Annotated in this window: 17 protein-coding genes; 6 read left to right on the top strand and 11 right to left on the bottom strand. The window is 40.7% G+C overall.

Features of this window, described 5'->3' with window-relative positions:
- The 5 genes from N7E81_RS12445 to N7E81_RS12425 all read right to left on the bottom strand — a co-directional run bounded on the left by N7E81_RS12445 (position 1) and on the right by N7E81_RS12425 (position 7,504).
- Positions 1-2,916, bottom strand: a complete 2,916-nt coding sequence (locus tag N7E81_RS12445; protein ID WP_263049915.1) for a tetratricopeptide repeat protein — start codon at positions 2,914-2,916, stop codon at positions 1-3.
- A 132-nt stretch (positions 2,917-3,048) separates the two neighbouring features.
- Positions 3,049-4,071: a DNA polymerase III subunit delta gene (gene holA / locus N7E81_RS12440; protein WP_263049914.1), complete on the bottom strand. Its 1,023-nt coding sequence runs from the start codon at positions 4,069-4,071 to the stop codon at positions 3,049-3,051.
- Between the two features lie 86 nt (positions 4,072-4,157).
- Positions 4,158-4,610 carry a DUF302 domain-containing protein gene (locus N7E81_RS12435; RefSeq protein ID WP_263049913.1) on the bottom strand — a complete coding sequence of 151 codons (453 nt, stop codon included), beginning with the start codon at positions 4,608-4,610 and terminating at the stop codon, positions 4,158-4,160.
- A 30-nt stretch (positions 4,611-4,640) separates the two neighbouring features.
- Positions 4,641-5,447 carry an alpha/beta hydrolase gene (locus N7E81_RS12430; protein ID WP_263049912.1) on the bottom strand — a complete coding sequence of 269 codons (807 nt, stop codon included), beginning with the start codon at positions 5,445-5,447 and terminating at the stop codon, positions 4,641-4,643.
- A gap of 14 nt (positions 5,448-5,461) precedes the next feature.
- Positions 5,462-7,504, bottom strand: a complete 2,043-nt coding sequence (locus N7E81_RS12425; RefSeq protein WP_263049911.1) for a carboxy terminal-processing peptidase — start codon at positions 7,502-7,504, stop codon at positions 5,462-5,464.
- Between the two features lie 199 nt (positions 7,505-7,703).
- Between N7E81_RS12425 and N7E81_RS12420 the strand changes: the two genes are divergently transcribed.
- The 3 genes from N7E81_RS12420 to N7E81_RS12410 all read left to right on the top strand — a co-directional run bounded on the left by N7E81_RS12420 (position 7,704) and on the right by N7E81_RS12410 (position 10,778).
- Entirely contained in the window at positions 7,704-8,555 is an 852-nt protein-coding gene (locus tag N7E81_RS12420) for a transketolase (RefSeq protein ID WP_263049910.1), read from the top strand.
- A gap of 13 nt (positions 8,556-8,568) precedes the next feature.
- A complete protein-coding gene (locus N7E81_RS12415; RefSeq protein ID WP_263049909.1) occupies positions 8,569-9,528 on the top strand; it encodes a transketolase family protein in 960 nt (319 codons plus the stop codon).
- 65 nt (positions 9,529-9,593) lie between these two features.
- The gene (locus tag N7E81_RS12410; protein WP_263049908.1) at positions 9,594-10,778 is read left to right on the top strand and encodes an aspartate aminotransferase family protein; all 1,185 of its coding nucleotides are present in this window, start codon (positions 9,594-9,596) and stop codon (positions 10,776-10,778) included.
- A gap of 9 nt (positions 10,779-10,787) precedes the next feature.
- On the opposite strand, the gene N7E81_RS12405 is transcribed toward N7E81_RS12410, so the two are convergent.
- The 6 genes from N7E81_RS12405 to N7E81_RS12380 form a co-directional block, all read right to left on the bottom strand.
- Entirely contained in the window at positions 10,788-11,957 is a 1,170-nt protein-coding gene (locus N7E81_RS12405; protein WP_263049907.1) for an aspartyl protease family protein, read from the bottom strand.
- A gap of 201 nt (positions 11,958-12,158) precedes the next feature.
- Positions 12,159-14,042 carry a M23 family metallopeptidase gene (locus N7E81_RS12400; protein ID WP_263049906.1) on the bottom strand — a complete coding sequence of 628 codons (1,884 nt, stop codon included), beginning with the start codon at positions 14,040-14,042 and terminating at the stop codon, positions 12,159-12,161.
- Positions 14,029-14,637: a fumarylacetoacetate hydrolase family protein gene (locus N7E81_RS12395; protein WP_263049905.1), complete on the bottom strand. Its 609-nt coding sequence runs from the start codon at positions 14,635-14,637 to the stop codon at positions 14,029-14,031. The genes N7E81_RS12400 and N7E81_RS12395 overlap by 14 nt, the downstream gene beginning before the upstream one ends.
- Positions 14,638-14,833: 196 nt before the next feature.
- Positions 14,834-15,400 carry a DUF4136 domain-containing protein gene (locus tag N7E81_RS12390; RefSeq protein ID WP_263049904.1) on the bottom strand — a complete coding sequence of 189 codons (567 nt, stop codon included), beginning with the start codon at positions 15,398-15,400 and terminating at the stop codon, positions 14,834-14,836.
- A 115-nt stretch (positions 15,401-15,515) separates the two neighbouring features.
- Positions 15,516-16,046 carry a hypothetical protein gene (locus N7E81_RS12385; RefSeq protein WP_263049903.1) on the bottom strand — a complete coding sequence of 177 codons (531 nt, stop codon included), beginning with the start codon at positions 16,044-16,046 and terminating at the stop codon, positions 15,516-15,518.
- 41 nt (positions 16,047-16,087) lie between these two features.
- On the bottom strand, positions 16,088-17,326 hold the full coding sequence (locus tag N7E81_RS12380) for a cation:proton antiporter (protein ID WP_263049902.1): 1,239 nt from the start codon (positions 17,324-17,326) through the stop codon (positions 16,088-16,090).
- Positions 17,327-17,965: 639 nt separating this feature from the next.
- On the opposite strand from N7E81_RS12380, the gene N7E81_RS12375 reads away from it, so the two are divergent.
- Genes N7E81_RS12375 through N7E81_RS12365 form a run of 3 tightly spaced genes read left to right on the top strand, consistent with a single transcriptional unit; the run spans position 17,966 to position 20,256 of the window.
- Entirely contained in the window at positions 17,966-18,403 is a 438-nt protein-coding gene (locus N7E81_RS12375; protein ID WP_263049901.1) for an ATP-dependent zinc protease family protein, read from the top strand.
- The gene (gene rimK / locus N7E81_RS12370) at positions 18,400-19,299 is read left to right on the top strand and encodes a 30S ribosomal protein S6--L-glutamate ligase (RefSeq protein ID WP_263049900.1); all 900 of its coding nucleotides are present in this window, start codon (positions 18,400-18,402) and stop codon (positions 19,297-19,299) included. Before N7E81_RS12375 ends, rimK begins: the two co-directional genes overlap by 4 nt.
- A 3-nt stretch (positions 19,300-19,302) precedes the next feature.
- Positions 19,303-20,256, top strand: coding sequence for a succinylglutamate desuccinylase/aspartoacylase family protein (locus N7E81_RS12365; protein WP_263049899.1), 954 nt, complete (start codon positions 19,303-19,305; stop codon positions 20,254-20,256).

The following is a 20,256-nucleotide window of genomic DNA, read 5'->3' as shown; positions in this document are numbered from 1 at the left end:
TTATTCGTTTGAGTCAATCGTATTTTCAATCTGCTGGAGTTTCACCTTCGCTACAGCTATTATTTCTTCTAAAGTAGCATTCGCTATGAGTGAATTAAGTGTAGCCTTGGCTTGAAACAATTCGTTGGTTTCGATGTATATATCGGCCATAAGGAGGTAGGCTTTGCTTCGCCATATTTCATAGTTTTGAAAATTATTGGTCAAGATGAAAAGACTTTCCAATGCCCGATCATACTTGGCTTGATCGTAATAAATTTTACTGATATAATAGTAAGCCTCGGCTCCTCTTTCGTCTGGCGAATTATTCACCAACGGCAAAAGGTTTTCCAGTGCTTTATCTAAATTATCATTTTCATATTGAGATTTTCCAATAATCAAATTGGCCTGTGCACTCACTAGCACCCCCACTCGCGGGTTATTCAAGAGCGCATCACCGTAATAAATAGCAGAGTCGTATTCGCTGGCCTCAAAATGATTTTCCATCAATCCACTGTGTACATTGATGATATTTCTAGAAGAGGTAGATACCGCTCCCAACTGATAATAGTAAGCATTACTTTTATCCAAATTCCCCATGAGGCTTTCTATAGAAGCCAAACGATACAACACCTTGGCATGTTTAGAGAAGTCCTTTTGATCTTCTAATTTTTTAAAAAACACCAAAGACTTGTCGAACTGCTCTCTTCTGTAATACGCATCTCCAATCAAATATTGCGACTCAGGAATCAACGAACTCTTAGGATATGCTTTGATAAAATCCTCGAATCCCCTAATGGCCAGCTCATACTTCTGGCTATAATAATTAGCTCTAGCTGTCTCAAATTCAATATTTTCTAAGGCTTCGCTATTCGGGTTTGCTTGTTTATATTTCCTCAAGTATTCATCGAAATCATCAAATTTGCCTTGTGTGTTTTTGTCTTGCAAACCAAGCAATGCACTATTGGCTGTCTGGTGTCTAGGAAATCGATCTAGGATCTCTTTGTAGTTGGACACACTAGACTGTGATTGCCCTTCGTTGTCGAAGGCCACTGCTTGACTAAGCAACGCAAACGGTATGAAATTGCTATTTGGGTATTTGACCATAAACAAACGAAAAGCTTCCATGGCTTTTTTGTTGTTGCCTTCTTCAAAGTCTATCTGTGCCATTTGAAAATAGGCGTCATCCGCCTTAGAAGACTCTGGTAATTCTTTTACTAACTTGGTAAAATACTGCTTAGCCTTGAGATCATTGTCTAGGTATCTATTGAGCAACCCTATTTGAAAATAAAGGTGGTCTTTATTCTTGTTACCTGCTTTTTCTGCTTTCAGATAGTAATCGATACCTCGCTGATATTCTTTCAGTGCAAACTGACAATCTCCCATTCTCAATAAGACATCAGCCATGTATTTCTCATTGATATCGCTCGTATAGGCCGTTTCGAATTGTTTAAAAGCACGAGCGGCATTGGTATAATCTTTCAAGTTGTAGCTAGCATATGCCTGTCCATACAAAGCCTTCATATACACTTCATGACTAGGGCCTCTACTCACACTTTTGTAATAGAACAACGCTTCCTCCTGCTGATCCAGCAACGACTGTGCCTCTCCCATCCAGTAGTATGTTTGCTGCGTAATATTTGGTTCTTCGTCATGTATGAGCGACTTCTGAAATATCTCAGCAGCCAGACTAAATTTTTTGTCATTGAACAAAGCCACTCCTTTGAGAAAAGACACCCTTTGGTAAGTATGCTTCAGCTGTGGTGTGAGTCTTTCTAGCCCTTCGATATGCTGAATCGCTAAGTCGTAATCATTGGTTTGAGCATAAGCCGTACCTAACATTTCCTTTACTTCTACCGAAAATCTTCCTGGGTTGTAGGCCTCACGGTAAGTATTGAGCACTTCTATAGCACCTTGAAAATTTGGCAACTCCATCAAGCATTTGGCTTGATGATACAAGGCATCTTCCTTGATAACTGTAGGATATTTGGCAGTATTTTGAAATGAGGTAATGGCGAATGGCAGGTTGTTGTTTTGGGTATAGATCACACCTAAATAGTAGGATGCATATGCGCCCACACTATCGTCGGCTACTGCAGATCTTTTCAAGTATTCAATGGCATCGTCCTTGTTTTCAATTTTGAAACTACTGTAGCCTGCTCTAAAATAGTTCCTTTCGTTTCTGTGCTTACCATAAGATTTAAAAAGATCCTTATAGTTGGCTGCTGCCGACCGATACTTCTCCAATGCATATTGTGAATCGGCCAGGAAATTGAGCACCACGCCGTTGTCTACTGGTGTCAGTTCGGCATCTACCAACTGTATCAGCTCTTTGTATTCTCCATTTTGATAAAGCGTACTGGCATACAGTTCCATCGCTGGTTTACGATATTTCTCAGACTCAAATGCTTCTTTCAGAAATACATAAGAGGTTTTGAAATCCCCACGGCTATGATAGATATACCCCCTAAAATAAGCCGCATCATTTTGATAGGTAGAAAATGTTCCGTCTAGTTTTTTGAAGGTTTTCAAGGCTTGTTCGTTCTTCTCAAGGTTAAATTCGCAATAGCCCTTTTTGAATATCATCTCATTAGACAGATAACCGTCTGATTTGTTATAGCTAGTTAGTGCTTTTTCATATTCGCCTTTTCCAAAGTAAAAATCTGCAATGTCTAGATAGGCATTTTGCGCATAGTTATGAAAAGGGTAGTTTTTCACAAAAGCAGTCATCAACTGTTCCCCATCCGACTGCTCTGCTCTAATAGCACTAGAAGCTAAAAAATAGCTCGCCTCCGCGAGATAAGGCTCCTTCAGCAAATGAGTAAATTCAGCTCTAGCTGCTTTATAAGCTCCTCTTTGATAGAGATCCTTGGAGTGATTGAACCTCATCTGCAAATCTATGATGGGCTGAGCCACTGTACTAAGGCTAAAGGTCAGCATGATTAACAGAATAAAGAGAGGGATTCGAAGAGGTGTTGCTGAATTCAAAATGTTAATTTTAATGCTAATAATCAGATTAGATAATGGTATAACGTCGTGCTAATGGAAAGTATTAAATTTAATACAACGAAATTAATGGATTAGATTAAAAATCAATTCTTTCAGGATTTCTCCTTCTGGCTGACTTGGGTAATCTATTCCTTTAGACTTCATATCAGCAATCTTCAGGTAACGTATATTGGCTACCACTTTTCCAAGCGGGTAGTTTCTTGCTGCCATATTATACTCTTTCACAAAAAACGGATGCACTCCCAACAAAGATGCCAAATGCTTGTCCGATTTGTCTTTAGAATGATGCAGTAACAAAATCTTATTATAAAAAGAAAACAAATTGGCAATGATCGGGATAAGTGGGTTCGATTTAGGGTCAGATTTGAAGTAAGTAATAATCTCATTGGCTTTCATCACATTCTTAAACGTGAGCGCCTTCTGTAATTCGAATACATTGTACTCTTTACTAATCCCAATATTCTTATAGACATGCTCTGCCGTAATCTTGGGTTCATCCCCAATATTGATCAGCATTTTATCTATTTCATTGGCTATACGAGTCAGGTTGTTGCCAATATTCTCTACAATCAACTGTAGGGCTTTTTGATCGATGGTTCTCTTTCTCGACTTCACAAATGACTCTACCCAAGCAGGTATCTGGTTGTCGTAAAACTTGGTAGCAGTCATCATCACTGCTTTTTGATCGATGGTTTTCCCTACCTTTTTACGTTTGTCGAGGGTTTTATATTTATAGCCAAAGACTAAAACTGTGGAGGGCTGGGGGTTTTCGAGATAGCTAATCAGTATCTTCTCATTTTCTTCTTTTGCAAACCCGGCGATTTCTTGCGCTTCCTTCACGATCACTACCTTGCGCTCGGACATCATAGGAAACCCCTTGGCGTGATTGATAATATCTGGTATATTGGCATCCTTGCCATAGATTACCACTTGATTGAAGCTACGCATGCCTTCATCCATGGCATGCTGTTCTACATACTTGATCACCTCATCGATAAAATAAGACTCTTCGCCCTGCAAAAAATAAACAGGTGCGTATTGATTATTCTTAAGATTACTGAGGATGTCCTGATAGGTAACGGCCACGGTTAAAGGGATTAATTTCTGACAAGCAAATAAATGAAATTAATCAGACAAAGCGCAGCAATTCTACAGACAGTTTGCTAAAATCATCAGTGAGTTCTGATAGCGTCATTGACCACTCTAATGAGCGACTTATTGATTCCATTAATCACATCATTACAACCGCGAATCATATATCTACCATTCAAATGTGACGCATTGGTGTATGCCAAAAAAGTATCATCTCCGTCTTGCCATACGAGAATTTTAAAAGGCATGTCTAGCATAGCTGTGGGTTCACATGCTGCTAATTGTTCTATATAAGAGGTCTCAAAACTAATGACTTGAATTCGTCCTTTGAATCCTGCCCCTCCTCCATTTTTTTGATTGACCTTATACTCCTGCGTATTCACATAAGAAAACCCATTCTTATCGATACTAAAATAAAGCTTGGAAATGGTATTGTCTAGGTTGTGTGGGCTGTTGTAAACAGTGACATCCTGAGCATGTAGTACAAACCCTAAACAAAGGGATATTAGGAGAGGTAATATTTTCTTCTTCATTCAGCTATATAACCAAGAAACACCTTGGCGTTAATTCAAAATTCGTCTCATAGCTAGCTGATAAATCTCAAAACTATCCAAATTATTATGCTTACCGCCACTAATTGTTATAATTTTTTTACTCTCACTATTGATTTCATTATACAACTCAAGTCCTAATTCGTAAGAAACAACCCTATCTTTAGTACCATGAAAGATCAAAATCGGACATTTAATTTGATTGATCCTGGCTTTGGAGTCTAGCTCATACTTCAGCGATGGTTTATAAATCAACAAACTATTGAGCAGTGGTATCACCGCTCGAAGACGTGTCATAGGTGTCTCTAAAATCAGTTGCTTAGCTGGCCTATGCGCCGCTAGGTAAGTAGCCATAGTCGTACCAATCGATCGGCCATGAATCACGACTTGGTCATAACCCAACTCGTCATGTGCATAGTCATAGGTGGTAAGTACATCTTGATATAGCATAGCCTCACTACGGGTTCCTATGCTCTTGCCATACCCTCGATAGTCCATCACCAACACATCATATGTATATGTTTTTCTGATTTCGTCTGCTATCTGCCCCCACCGCGTCAGGTTGCCTCGATTGCCATGAAAATATAGAATAACCCCTTTTGCCTGTTTGGCTTGGAGCAAAAGCCCATGAAGTTGCACGTTAGGTGCTGGCTGGAGCCTAATTTCCTGGTATTCAAAATCAAAATTAAAGGAATAATCATCTGGCAGCGAATCACCTTGAAACAACAGACGCTCATATAAAAACGTAAAGCAAAGGTTGAATAGGAGCAGTAGACTTAATGCTACTCCTACTCCTATCCAAACCAATGACCCGTTCATGGCAATCAAATAGATTACTTAACTAATTCGGCGAGCAACCTCAAGCCTTCTTTTAAATAAGGATCTTCACGCAGTTTTTCTTGATCTTCTTCTGTCGTGGTGTACTCCTGATAGATACGACCAGCAGATTCGGACAATTTCTTTTGTTTGTCACTCTCTTCTGTGTCTTTATCTTGTTCCTGTTTGCGCTCTTCGAGGTTTAGCGATAGCTCTTTACGATCCTGATTGGCCTTCATTTTGGCAATATCTTTTTGTAGGTTTTTTAAATCCACATCTGTTTTTAGGTCATTTTGAAAAAGCGTATTCAGATGCCCTACAATATCTTTATTCACATTATTAGTTGGCTTGTAATAAGACGAAATTATCTGATCCCACTTGAGTGAATTAGGCCTTGAGCTCTCTCCAAACTCAGACGCATCGAAAGCAGAAGGAAACTCCACATCTGGGGTTACTCCAATATTTTGCGTACTGCTCCCTGATACTCGATAGTATTTAGAAAGTGTAAATTTCAAATTGCCCATTTTCTCTGGATAATTAGGATAATATCTATTGAAGCCCGCCATCTGCTGTACCGTACCTTTACCAAAGGTAGTCTCACCTATGATCACTCCTCGATGATAATCTTGGATAGCGGCACTGAAGATTTCAGACGCTGATGCTGAAAATCTATTGACCAGCACAGCTAATGGGCCATCGTAAAAAACGCCTCCGTTAGTGTTTTTTTGTACATCTATCTCCCCGTTACTATGTTTTACCTGCACGACTGGACCTTTGTCTATAAACAAGCCCGTAAGGTTGATGGCTTCGGGTAAAGCCCCCCCCCCATTATAACGAAGGTCAATCATGATCCCATCTACATTTTTAGTCTGCAGGTCTGCTATCAACTTTTGCACATCTCTAGATACACTTCTATAGTCTGGCACACCATTTCTAGCATCTTCGAAGTTCATGTAAAAATTGGGGATAGTGATCACTCCTAGATTATAGACTTTGTTGCCTTTAGAAATTGGAATCATCTCCGCTTTGGCCGATTCATCTTCTAAATTGATTTTTTCACGAATAATTTTCACTTCATTCACGATGGCTTCGTCATCGCCTTTTAGATACTGCAAACGTACCACACTACCTTTGGGGCCACGGATGAGCTGCACTACATCCTGCAACCTCCACCCGATCACATCCACATATTCTTCATCACCTTGGGCGACTCCGATAATTTTATCATCCTTATGCAACTGCTTGCTTTTGAATGCAGGTCCTCCAGCTATCACTTCGTTGATCACCGTATAATCCATACTTTGTGTAAGTCTCGCTCCTATTCCCTCTAGGGAAAGGTTCATATTGATATTGAAATTCTCAGAAGAAATAGGTGAAAAGTAGTTGGTATGTGGATCATACGTTTCTGCTACCGCATTCATAAAAAATTGAAAGACATCATCCGAGTTATACTGATTAATACCTTTCTGGTAGCGTTGATATCTTTTAGTCAGTGTTTCTTTTATGCCATCATCGTCTTTGCCAGATAGTTTAAGGTTCAATGCCTGACTTTTAATAATTTTCCTCCATCGTTCATTGATTTCCGCCTCACTCATGGCCCATGGCAACTCATCGTTCGATAGCTCTATAGATTCTTCTTTCGAAAAATCAAACCCTCCGTCTATCAAGGTTTGTATGTAGGTGATTCTGGTTTCAGCTCTTTCTCTAAATATTCTAAAAATCTGAAATGCCACATCTACATTTCTTTCTTTGAGATCGTCATCAAGTCTATATTTATATTTTGAAAAATAATCAACGTCTGACTTAGTAAAATAGGCTTTGTTATCATCCAAAGCTGATAGATAATTATCAAATATGACTGCTGAGAGGGAGTCGTTCATATCAATTTTGAGATAATGATATCTACTCAAAATATCCATAGTCAGTCCAATCTCCATCGAGTGCTTTTGTTCTGGCTGCAATACCGTAACAGAATCCTTGAGCACATAAGCTTGTGATGAAAAGGCCAACAATCCCAACCATCCTACTATTAATAACTTCTTCAATTCCTTCAAATTCATATTAGATTTTATTTTTCTTACTCTACCCGAAATGGTAAATATGGAATATATGAACGATATAAAGCGACTACAGGGTGTGTTTTGTGTTTATTTTATTTGTGTGCCGCTGTCATTTCCTAAGAAAGTTGGGCATATCTTTTAGATTCATTTAGCATCTCATTCCATTCTATTATATCTTCGCGTCAAAAATCACTTTCCCATGGATCAATATCCAGATATAGAAAAATTAAAATCAATTGCAAGCCAAGTCCGACGTGACATCGTTCGTATGGTTCATGGCGCTCAGTCCGGTCATCCGGGTGGTTCTTTAGGCTGTACCGATTATTTGGTCGCCTTGTATTTTCACATCATGAAGCATGACAAGGGTTTCAATCCAGATGCACAAAACGAAGATGTCTTCTTTTTGTCTAATGGACACATCTCCCCTGTGTTTTATAGCGTATTGGCTCGTAGCGGATATTTCGATGTAAAGGAGCTGGCCACATTCAGAAAAATGGGCACTCGCCTACAAGGTCACCCTGCTACAGAAGAAGGATTGCCTGGCATCAGAATCGCCTCTGGCTCTTTGGGACAGGGATTGTCTGTAGCCATCGGCACAGCATTGACTAAGAAATTAAATGGAGACACTTCTACCGTATTTGCTCTAATGGGCGACGGCGAGTTGCAAGAAGGTCAAGTATGGGAAGCTGCCATGTTTGCCGCTAGCAACAAGGTAGACAATTTGATCGCTGCGGTTGACTTCAATGGCCAGCAAATCGACGGCCCTACCAGTGAAGTAAACGACATGGGCGATCTCAAAGCCAAGTGGGAAGCTTTTGGATGGACGGTCATCGAAGCCAACGGAAACCAAATGGAAGACATCGTTTCTAACTTGAAATTAGCCAAATCACTTTCTAAAAAAGAAAAGCCTGTTTTGATCCTAATGACTACAGAAATGGGTGCTGGAGTAGACTTCATGGAAGGCACTCACAAATGGCATGGCATAGCGCCAAACGACGAAGATCTAGAAAAGGCTTTGGCGCAATTGGAAGAAACTTTGGGTGATTACTAAATCTTGACTGACGATGACTAAATATACATACACAGAAAAAAAAGACACAAGATCAGGGTTTGGTGCTGGCCTCGTAGAGGCTGGTCGAAAAAACCCTAACGTAGTGGCTCTTTGCGCTGATTTGATCGGCTCGTTGAAAATGGGAGATTTCATTAAGGAATTCCCAGAAAGATTTGTACAAGTGGGTATCGCCGAAGCCAATATGATGGGTATCGCAGCTGGTATGACCATTGGTGGCAAGATTCCATTCACTGGTACTTTTGCCAATTTCTCTACCAGCAGAGTATATGACCAAATCAGGCAGTCTATCGCCTACTCTGAGAAGAACGTAAAAATATGCGCTTCGCACGCTGGGCTAACGCTGGGTGAAGATGGCGCTACGCATCAGGTACTGGAAGACATTGGCATGATGAAAATGCTCCCCAACATGACCGTAATTAACCCTTGCGACTATAATCAGACCAAAGCAGCTACTTTGGCGCTTGTGGATTACGAAGGCCCTGCTTATTTGAGATTTGGACGTCCAGCTTGGCCGATTTTCACTGATCCGAATCAGAAATTTGAAATTGGCAAAGCCATCAACTTCGTAGAAGGATCAGACGTATCTATCTTCGCCACGGGTCATATGCTATGGTTGGCAATCGAAGCAGAAGAAATTCTTGCCGAACAGGGTATTTCCGCAGAAATCATCAACATCCATACGATCAAGCCTCTAGATGCTAAAGCGATCTTAGAGTCTGTAGAAAAAACAGGTTGTGCAGTATCTGCCGAAGAGCATCAGATAGCTGGCGGATTAGGAGAAAGTATCTCTTCATTGCTAGCAAGAAACAATCCCAAACCTCTAGAAATTATCGGTGTAGATGATTCTTTTGGCGAAAGCGGAAAACCAGTAGAGCTACTAGCAAAATATGGTCTAAGCGTAGAAAATATTGTAGAAGCAGCTAAGAAAGCAATCGCAAGAAAGAACGCCTAAGACAAATTCCAACAAAATTTTAGAGCTGCCTGAATTATATTAAATTTAGGCAGCTTTTTTTATTTATGAACAACAGACAACTCTTCCTCCAACATCTCGGTCAAACCTCTGAGTCACCCCTAGCACTCGAAATAGAACGAGCCGAAGGTGTATATATGTACGACCAAGACAACAAAGCCTATCTCGACCTGATCTCTGGTATTGGTGTGAGCACCATTGGCCACAGACACCCTAAGGTAGTAGAGGCAATCAAAAGTCAAGTAGACCGACATCTACACTTGATGGTCTATGGAGAGTTCGTCACCGCTCCTCAAGTACAATTGGCGCATGCCATCACACAAACTCTACCTGACTCTCTGGACAACGTATTTCTTGTAAATTCAGGCAGTGAAGCTACCGAAGGGGCTCTAAAATTAGCGAAAAGGCATACAGGCAGAAGCAAGGTTCTATCATGCTGCAATGCCTATCACGGGGCAACTATGGGCGCCTTGTCCGTAGCTGGAGGCGAATCTCTCAAGGCACCGTTTCTCCCACTCCTACCAGACACCCATCAGATAGGGTTTGGTAGTCCAGAAGATCTGGAGCAGATCGATGACCTAACGGCTGCCGTGATCATAGAAACCGTACAAGGAGAAGCGGGTGTAAGACAAACGGACAGCAGCTATTTCGAAGCCTTACGAGCACGCTGTAATAAGACAGGAACACTACTTATATTCGACGAAGTCCAGTGTGGATTTGGTCGTACAGGCAAATTTTGGGCTTTTGAACACTATGGCGTGACGCCAGATATTTTGCTCTGTGCCAAGGGCATGGGCGGCGGTATGCCGATAGGTGCATTCATCTCGTCAAAAAACATCATGCACGACCTGACTCATGACCCTATCCTTGGACACATCACCACTTTCGGTGGGCATCCTGTAAGTGCCGCTGCTTCTTTGGCTACACTCAGGGTACTGCAGAGCGAACAGCTCATTTCTCAAGTAGCCGAAAAAGAAGCGCTTTTTCATTCCTTACTCAAGCACGAACAAATTATAGAAGTAAGAAGCAAAGGTCTCATGATGGCTGTTGCCTTTGATTCGTTCGAACGGCTAGATAAAATCATTCATCAACTGCTTGAAGACGGCATATTATCAGATTGGTTCTTATTCTGCGACAATGCCATGCGTATTGCTCCTCCTTTGACGATTACTAAAGAAGAAATAAAAATGGCTTGCAATAAAATATTACAAGCCATTGATATCGTATGTTGAGGAGATTGCTTAGAGCATCTTCTTCAATTGTAATTCGATTTCTTCTCCTGCTATAGTGAGCACAACCGTCCCGCCGTCTTCAGACAACAAATCTCTCAGTTGGGCCAAGCCCAAGTCGATGGCATTCTGACCATCTATCGCATCTATCGCTGTGTCCACTTCGATACCTGCATCGAATGCAGGGCTGTTTTCAAACACCTTATGTACCAGCACCTGAGATTTGTCTTTGCTCAATTGTAATTCGATACCTGAAGCATTCACTACAAAAGCATCATCATAAGTGTCTGATTTTTCCCAGTACATTTTTTTCTGAGCATAATTGTATACAATATTGAATTTGCTCAATACGCCACTACCTATGATTCCAGCTACTTTCTTGTGATTTTGAATCCCACTCTTGGCATGACTCAGTCCTACTGGCATGTCTGTAAAAGCAAAATTTTCGAAAGCAAAACTTTTCACTCTGCCTCTATGATGTTCATATTCCGTATCTCCCAAGCCAGCAACTAAATAGATGTAACTATCTCCTACTTTAGACGTCAAATCATTGGATTCTACAAAAGGTGTATTGAAGTCTATCGTAGCCTTTGCTCCAGTATCTACAAAAAACTCACCCATTACTTTTTCTCCATTTTCTAGAGTCACCTGCCCCATGATGTGCGGAATGAAAGATGTCAAGTTGATACCCATCATCGTGCCTTTGCCCTTATACTTATAAGTAGCAGGATCGTAGAGGTCGATCTTCTTTTTGTCGTAATTCATAGATACCACATAGTTTTTTAAAATGTCGTATCCGATGATCCCATCGATATCTTTACCGATGCTAATTTCCAAATGTGTCAATACCGTTTCATACACTTTGATGTTGTGTATAGGTGCACCACCCACAGTCAACTCATTGTGTTTCACTAGCTTTCCGCTAATAGTTCCTTCGGCACTAGTAGTAGTGGCATCAGACCCAGAAGCCATTCCTAGTTCCTTTGCTCTGGCGATGTTGAGCACGGTGAGTCCATCTCCCGTATCAAAAATAAAATCCAATTCTTCTGAACCGTTGACTTTCACCTTAATGAACGAATGATCTCCATATTGTTCAAAAGGAAAACTCGCCACTGGCTTTTGCGCCATTGCTATACCAGCATACAATATTGCTGCTATTGCTATTCCAATTTTTCTTTTCATTATTTAATAGTTTTTAGAAGTGATCAAATCGGAAGTTCAATAGATCTAAACTTTGATTCAGACCTTAATTTTGGTTAGTTATTTGAATTCAGATTTGGCATCAATGCATGAAATTAATCTCAAATAATTGAATATCAAAACACGCTTCCCATTTATATTGACTGAGGAGTAAACCGCTTTACTACTGACAAGTATTCACGGCTAGTAAGTAGCCTCAAAACGGGTGATGTTGTTGGCATTATCCTTGACGGCCAGGGAAAATTGCCCAGACACGTCCACCCACTCGTCGGTCCAAATGTAGCCAGACTTGGCATCGAAATGCATAAGTAACCATGCTCCATTAAGCGTAGCCCTGACGGAATGTATGCCTGACATCTTATCTTCTATTTTAAACTTTAAGCGCCCTTTTCGAGATACTTTCTGTGAAATGACTGGTGGAATACTATCTGTAGCTATCGTGTATGCCACCAAATCTCTGGTCTTGAAAACCATCTCATCTCCTTCCCAATCACCACCTACGAAACCTAACCCTCCACGGCCATCCAAAGCATAGACACCAGACTTTAGCATATCGTAGACACCCGTAGGTTTAAGGTGCACGGTTATAAACTGCCGAAGGGGCACTACTGCATTGTCCAGTTCAAAAACCTCTGAGCTATCCGCTAACCTTCTCTTCTGATAATGCAGGTATGCCGTATCAAACAAAGCATACTTGGGAAATACAATTCTAATCCCTTCACCTTCCCATGTTATTTTTTGTTCAGACGGAATAGTCGCTGCCAAATTGAAAGATATAGTCTTCTCGCACAGTTGTGCAGAGTCTGGCAACCCGTTTCGCAAATCCCACAAATAGTGATGACTCGTATTGGTGTAATACGCCATGTCTACCTTCTCAGGATTCCCATTCAAATAGAAAATTGCATCACAATGTCCTTTTGTACTTTCTATCTCCAACAAATGCCCCATCACATCAAATCCTTTGCTGTCCAATGCGTAGGTGTGTTTCAAATCCCTACTCCTACTAAATCCATTATCATTCACTTTGATATTAACTTGATTGATATTCCCATAGGCATCTTCCAATCGGATATCTATGCGATGCTCCAAAGGATCATAGATTCTGAGCACACCCGATTGTTCGTTGGTCTCATAGAACCTCAGTCCATTGCCATGATCCACATAAAGTTTATTGAATCTTCTACCACCTTCTTGTGATCTTTTGTAATTGGTGTGCACCAATATATTGCGCTGCAAGCCAAAGTTTAGCTTATCTATTTGCTGACTAAAAGCTGGCTTGCCATCGAGCATCAAAGTTTGAAAACGAATTCCATTTCTATTTCTAGCACCGTCAAACTGATCATACGCATAGACCTCCACTCCTATATTTCCAAAAAGTGAGATGCCTTCTGGTATAGAAGCATTGCCTTGCGCATCGGTAACTACATCGAACTCCACCCGACCATACATGCCATTGATTCTGGCATCTGCATCCATAGTCACAAAAGCCACTGAGGCCAACACTGGCGGCTGACTATCCACGATTTCATCGAAGCCGTAATCCAAAGGATCCAGTGCTCGGTGGCTTAAAGTCCTAACTTCGAAATGCAAATGTGGCCCAGAAGAAGAACCAGAGTTTCCCGAAAGGGCTATAATCTCCCCTTTTTTATAGGAAAATTGGTTTTTGGCAGGATACAAATCCACCTGAAAGTTTTCTTCGGCATACTGCTGTGTACGTACATATTCGGCAATTTCGTCATTGAAAGACTTGAGATGTGCATAAACAGTCACAGCTCCCGTCTCAGGATGTGCCAAATACAAGGCATTGCCATAGCCTCCCAATGATACTCGAATACGCTGGATATAACCATCGGCAGAAGCATATATGGGCAATCCTGTAATGCCGCTGGTTTTGATGTCTAACCCTGTATGAAAGTGTGAAGACCGCAACTCTCCCATACTACCTGCCAAGTAATTTTCCTGTCTCGGGCGAACGGGAAACATGAAATCTCCACGCTGCGGAACGTCTTGACTCAGTCCATCAAAAACTATAAAAAATAAGAAGGGCAGTATTTTATTTAATCTCAAAATCCATCATTTTTTTATCCTCAATAAAGGCTTCCAGTCTGTTCCCAATTTGTATAGGCCCCACGCCCTCTGGGGTACCTGTAAAAATGATGTCCCCTTTTTTCAACATGAAAAATTTAGATACATAAGAGACAATGTAATCAAAACTAAAAAGCATCATAGAAGTATTGCCTACTTGCACATCCTGCCCGTCTTTTTTTAGACCAAAATTGAGATTGGACAAGTCGTAGTTGGATTTCGATATAAACTCGGAAATGGGCGCAGAGCCGTTGAATCCTTTAGCCAAGTCCCAGGGCAACCCTTTTGTTTTGGCTTTGGATTGCAAGTCTCGTGCGGTAAAATCTACTCCAATTCCTATTTCATCATAGTACTTGTGTGCAAATTTCTCATCAATGTTTTTGCCCACTTTACAGATTTTGAGCAAAATCTCTACTTCATAGTGAATATCTGTAGAAAAGTCTGGATAATAAAAAGGCGCATTATTTTTAAGAATGGCCGTTTCTGGTTTACCAAAGACCACGGGTTCGTCTGGTCTTTCATTGTTTAATTCCTCGATGTGCTTTGCATAGTTCCTTCCTATTGCCAGTATTTTCATTGATTTAACCCTTTGGGTTGGTTATTTGAATGATGTATTTGATTTTAGACGTGAAGTTAAAATATTGTTAAGACTCTTGTAGAATGTTGTCCAGTTTCTCTACGCACTTTGCTACAGTGGTCTTTTTTTCACTCCCAGAGAAGGGATTAAAAAAAGGGTTTCCCCCCATATATGGAGAGAAACCCTCATTTCTGTTTTATTTCTTTTTCACAGGGTAGGACTTCATCAGTTTGGCCATTTTCTTTGGAATGGTTTTTTCCCTTTTCTTTGGCTTTTCCTGAACGGTAGAGGTCATCACGCCCTGCCATATCAATTGCTTTCCACTGGCATCATACATATCTATGACTAGCGTACCTTCGTTGTAGTCATTTTCAGAATAGGTAGTAGTAGCTGTAGCCATACCTGCTCCCATACCCCAGCCCCAACGGCCTCTATATCCCATGCCGCCATTGAAGTCCGTATAGGCGGTCGTGCTAGTCTTTTGATTTACTACTACGAAGAGCGTAATCACGGCATCACCATCTGCTTCTACCAATTCCATGCCCCTATCGGAAAACTCAGATTTCAAGGCATCTAGTATTCTTTTTTTATCAAAATCATTAAGAATTTTATCACTATCATCTTGCCAACCAGCAAAAGTGTATGACTTGTATTGTGTAAAATCCGCTTCCTTGTCGTAGTCGCTTTTTACTTGGGCAAAAGATAGGTTGGTGATTAGCAGCATGGCTAACATAAAACCTATGGTGTTCATTGTAGTTTTCATTTTGAAATAAATTAGGTAAACGATATATGTGAATTATTTAATTGGCAGATGCCTAAGCACCTCTTTTTTATATTCGAACAACTATCAACAGCCATGCCGAACAACAAAATATTTTTTAAAACTTTCGTGCCACACCAAAGCTGATGCTCCAACTGTTATAGGCATTGATTTTGAAATCATACATTGCTCCTATTACTAATTCCATATAATCAGAAATAGGAAAGGCTGGTTCGACACCCAAACGTATCACTTGAAAGGTTTCTTCTTCGGCCCACTCAGCACCTCCTCCAACTATAAACGACAAATACTCTTTGGGTCTGAAGCCAACAACTGCCACCATACTAACAGGAAAAGTCCTTTCTATGACTTCTTCTTTAGCAGACTTTACCTCAAAATCCTCGGTGATTATCTCATTGTGCAGGCCTACATACCATGATTCGTTGAGCTCACGGTTGTAATCTATCGCCCAAGAAGGCAACGCAAGCCACTGGTTTTTACCATCACGTACCCCCTTGATCACATGAGTGTGTCCCAAAGAAATACTGATGCTGTTTTTTGCTTCTTTTTCCGTTGATTCCTGAGCTTGCAAACGCTCACTCACAAAGCATATACTGATAAGTAGCAAAAGGAAGGTCGTCTTTTTCATGATCGATCTAATGATTTAGAATGATACTTCTTCTTTTAAATTTAATACTCTTCCTCAATATCTTGCTCGTCTATCTTTACAATATTTTCTTCACCTTCATCCTCTATATCTTCCTTATCTTCGGATTTTGATGTCATCAAACCAACTGTCATTACTACAGCCGTCAGTAAGATGATCTGAATGATCAACGAATTGTTGACAAATGGAATCTTGAGCGATGGCGCTATACTCATAAACAACAATATGGTGATTAACCCACGTGGTGCGACAAAAAGCAAAGGCTTGAATGGTAAACCTGACAGCCATAGCTGTATGCTACGTACCCCAAAGAAAAGGGCAACTATACCAGCTGACCAAGCCAAGGTCTGAATATTCAAAATATCAGGTGTCTCCAATAAGAAGCCAAACAGAATAAAAAACAAAGCTCGAACTAAAAAAGCCAACTCGATGGTTAAATCCTTGAATTTCTCACTTTCTTTTTCAAGTTCTTCTACATGAAATTTATCGATCCAAGCAAACCACCTCAGTCGTTCTACATTTCCAATAAAAAGTCCGAAGATTAAAATAAAGATAAGAGCTGGTAGATGATAGATCTTGAGTACGGTATAGATCAGAATCACCAGCAATATAATGGGTATAAATTTGACATGATGATCGATACGACTGATCAACAAGGACAGTCCAATAGTAGCCACGAAGGACAAAAACACGATAGCGATCAATTGGATACTAAAATGACCAAAAGAAGCCATCCCTACCTTGTCGTAGAGCAAAACAAAATTGAACAGCAAAACGCCAAGAATATCTGACAGGCTGCTTTCGTAAATCACAAACTCTTTATTAAACTCAGACAGATTCGACACGCTAGGCACAGCGATCGCACTACTAATAATGCATAGCGGTATGGTATTGGTCAAGCATTGGAGAAAAGGAAAATGGCTTATACTAGAAAACAAGTAAGCCAGCAAAAAAGACATACCTATCATAGGCAACAATGCCCCTACAAAAGACTGTTTGATCAACGAAATTTTAGAGCGATTGAGGCGCAGCTCTAACGACCCCTCCAGCACAATCAGAATCAAACCTGCGGTAGCCAGCACTGGTAGAATAGCCGATAGATTAGGCACTTTAACCTCTAAAAAATCAGTGCCTTGCTTGATAGCCCAGCCCAATACCAGTAGCAAGATGACTGACGGAATTTTAGTTCGCTTTGACGTAAGATTGAACAAATAAGCGATCAACAACAAAGAACAGAAAACGATAATGATGGTTGTAGTCATAGGGCAATTATAGTTCTCTTTTTAGTTTTAGCTTCACCTTTTCTATTTGGAAATTCGTCATCCATTGCTCCAAAATCGTGAATCCTTTTTTTTGCATAGCTTAATGGTTGGATGATTGACTGCTGCTGTTTCTACTAACATAAGTACTCACCGCATAGATGCTCAGCACAAAGTTCATCAATTGACCTGCCATTCCTTTTCGAAAGATCAACCACCAAACTACAAATTGCTAACTGATCTACTGCCTCATCTATTTCAATCACAGCAGTAATTTTCTCACAAACAACACAAACATAAAAACGACACTAGTACCTTTGCTATCAACTACTCCTCTATACAAATCCTCCACCCATCAGGTCAACTTCTAACTCAACAAGCACGCTGAAAAATCCACCAAATACATTCTGATAGAATCTGCTCTCCATGAAGCGGCTTAAGTATAGAATTAATTACTCAAGGGAAAAATTACACCTAAAACATATTTTCCAAAAGGCACATACCATGTGCTAACATCACCGCATTCAACTACACTCTAATTTATAAGAAAATATCACAATATATACCCCTGAATCGTTCAAGCAGACTAACTTGTGCACCTATATTATTCTTGTTTGTGACTCTAAAATTTTGTTTTTACCTATGGAAAAAATGACCATTGGAAGGATTGATAAAATAGACTTACCTGAATTTGGGCTTGAAAACATTGAAGCCAAAATTGACACTGGAGCCAATCGCTCCTCTATACATTGCTCTAAAATTGAGCATCGAGATTTTGATGGTGTAGACAGTATCGTATTTAGCATCCCGCTAGATGGCAATGACGAAGAAACACTATTTCACAGTTCTGATTTTACAACAAAAAACATTAGAAGTTCTTCTGGTCACGTAGAAGAAAGATATATTATAAAAACGACTGTCGTGATTTTCGGAAAGCAGATCAACACCTCCTTTTCACTAACCGACCGTACAGAAATGAAATTCCCTATACTGCTGGGGCGAAAGTTATTAGCCAATCGGTACATAGTGGATGTGGATTTAACGAATTTATCGCATCAATTAAAAAACAACACAAAATGAAAATCGCAATTCTATCTCGAAACCCTAATTTGTATTCAACAAAAAGGTTATTAGAAGCGATAGAGCAAAAAGGGCACAAAGGCATCATCATAGATCACCTAAAGTGCGACATCGTCATCGACGAATCAGGACCATCTATTTACTACCAAGGTCAAAAACTAAAAAATATTGATGCCATCATACCACGGATTGGTGCGTCGGTGACCTTCTATGGTACGGCCGTGGTGAGACAATTCGAAATGATGAAAGTCTTCTCTGCTGTTAGTTCACTAGCGATCACCAGATCGAGAGACAAATTAAGAAGCCTACAAATTCTATCGAGGTCAGGTATAGGTATGCCCAAAACTGCCTTTACGAATTTCTCTAAAGAGGAAAACGACACCCTAGAACTCGTAGGCAATGCCCCTGTAGTAATCAAACTTCTAGAAGGCACACAAGGCCTAGGCGTAGTCTTGGCCGAATCCAAAAAAGCTGCCAAGTCGGTCATAGAGGCCTTCGAAGGACTGAAAGCCCGAGTAATCCTTCAAGAATATATAGAAGAATCTGGCGGAGCAGACATCCGAGCATTCATCGTGAATGGTGAAGTAGTAGGTGCCATGAAAAGACAAGGCAAAGAAGGTGAATTTAGATCCAACTTGCACAGAGGCGGCAGCGCCAATATTATCAAACTCAAACGTGCAGAGAAAACAGCTGCCCTAAAAGCAGCAGAAGCCATGGGTTTGAAAATCGCTGGTGTAGACATGCTGCAGTCTAAACGTGGGCCACTCATCCTTGAAGTCAACTCTTCTCCAGGACTTGAAGGCATCGAAAAAGCCACAGGTATAGATATCGCAGGAAAAATCATTGAGTACATTGAAACTAATAGTTTGAAGAAAAGGAAAAAAGTAGATGCTTAATCTATGACACCACAAGATTTTAAAATAGCCAATGTAACCATTGCTCCAGGTGAAGAAAAACAGATCGATGCTCAGGTGGGCAAACTACCCACCCGAACACCGATCGACATCCCAATCATCGTACATCGCTCTACGGTACCCGGTCCTACCCTCTTGGTGACTGGCGGCATGCATGGCGATGAGATCAATGGTATAGAAATCGTACGAAGAATAGTCGCCAAGGGGCTCAACAAACCTTTGATAGGCTCTACCATATGTATACCTATCCTAAATATTTATGGTTTTATCCACTTCTCCCGACAAGTAACCGACGGAGGCAAAGACATCAATCGCTCCTTTCCTGGGGCTCAAAATGGCTCGCTAGCTAGCCAACTAGCCTACCGATTATCACAAGACATTCTGCCACTAATCGACCTCGGTATCGATTTTCATACTGGTGGGGCACGGATCAACAACTACCCACAAATCCGAGCCATGCTAGATGATCCATACAATTTTGAATTGGCTCAAGCCTTCTCGCCTAAATACATTATCAACTCCCCCTTTCGGGAAAAATCTTTCAGAAAAGAAGCCGCCAAGCAAGGCAAATCTATTTTGGTCTATGAAGGAGGAGAATCTCAGCGCTTGAGAAAAAGTGCTGTCGATGAGGGGGTAAATGGATTTTTGAGAGTGATGAAACACCTCAAGATGACAGCAGAAGCGCCCGAATCCAACAGAACCAGTATACTAATCAAAAAATCTTCTTGGCTAAGGGCCAAATCTGGAGGTATCTACCATTCGTTTTTCAGGCCTGGCGAAGAAGTAACTAAAGGGGCCGTAGTTGGCCTGATCACTGGGCCATTTGGTGAATTTGAACACCCCATGAAAGCGCACCTAACCGGCCATGTATTGTCCATCAACAATAATCCCGTAATCAATCGTGGAGATGCGCTCATGCATATTGGCGTATCTGCATAG

The sequence above is a fragment of the Reichenbachiella carrageenanivorans genome (assembly GCF_025639805.1).
Classification (GTDB): Bacteria; Bacteroidota; Bacteroidia; order Cytophagales; family Cyclobacteriaceae; genus Reichenbachiella; species Reichenbachiella carrageenanivorans.
This window is presented reverse-complemented; position numbering and strand designations above follow the sequence as displayed.

What these genes read in the sequence shown, in the direction of transcription:
- N7E81_RS12445 (WP_263049915.1), bottom strand. Translation starts at nt 2,916, where the DNA reads ATGCTGACCTTTAGCCTTAGTACAGTGGCTCAGCCCATCATAGATTTG.
- N7E81_RS12435 (WP_263049913.1), bottom strand. Translation starts at nt 4,610, where the DNA reads ATGAAGAAGAAAATATTACCTCTCCTAATATCCCTTTGTTTAGGGTTT.
- N7E81_RS12430 (WP_263049912.1), bottom strand. Translation starts at nt 5,447, where the DNA reads ATGAACGGGTCATTGGTTTGGATAGGAGTAGGAGTAGCATTAAGTCTA.
- N7E81_RS12425 (WP_263049911.1), bottom strand. Translation starts at nt 7,504, where the DNA reads ATGAATTTGAAGGAATTGAAGAAGTTATTAATAGTAGGATGGTTGGGA.
- N7E81_RS12420 (WP_263049910.1), top strand. Translation starts at nt 7,704, where the DNA reads ATGGATCAATATCCAGATATAGAAAAATTAAAATCAATTGCAAGCCAA.
- N7E81_RS12415 (WP_263049909.1), top strand. Translation starts at nt 8,569, where the DNA reads ATGACTAAATATACATACACAGAAAAAAAAGACACAAGATCAGGGTTT.
- N7E81_RS12410 (WP_263049908.1), top strand. Translation starts at nt 9,594, where the DNA reads ATGAACAACAGACAACTCTTCCTCCAACATCTCGGTCAAACCTCTGAG.
- N7E81_RS12405 (WP_263049907.1), bottom strand. Translation starts at nt 11,957, where the DNA reads ATGAAAAGAAAAATTGGAATAGCAATAGCAGCAATATTGTATGCTGGT.
- N7E81_RS12395 (WP_263049905.1), bottom strand. Translation starts at nt 14,637, where the DNA reads ATGAAAATACTGGCAATAGGAAGGAACTATGCAAAGCACATCGAGGAA.
- N7E81_RS12390 (WP_263049904.1), bottom strand. Translation starts at nt 15,400, where the DNA reads ATGAAAACTACAATGAACACCATAGGTTTTATGTTAGCCATGCTGCTA.
- N7E81_RS12385 (WP_263049903.1), bottom strand. Translation starts at nt 16,046, where the DNA reads ATGAAAAAGACGACCTTCCTTTTGCTACTTATCAGTATATGCTTTGTG.
- N7E81_RS12380 (WP_263049902.1), bottom strand. Translation starts at nt 17,326, where the DNA reads ATGACTACAACCATCATTATCGTTTTCTGTTCTTTGTTGTTGATCGCT.
- N7E81_RS12375 (WP_263049901.1), top strand. Translation starts at nt 17,966, where the DNA reads ATGGAAAAAATGACCATTGGAAGGATTGATAAAATAGACTTACCTGAA.
- rimK (WP_263049900.1), top strand. Translation starts at nt 18,400, where the DNA reads ATGAAAATCGCAATTCTATCTCGAAACCCTAATTTGTATTCAACAAAA.
- N7E81_RS12365 (WP_263049899.1), top strand. Translation starts at nt 19,303, where the DNA reads ATGACACCACAAGATTTTAAAATAGCCAATGTAACCATTGCTCCAGGT.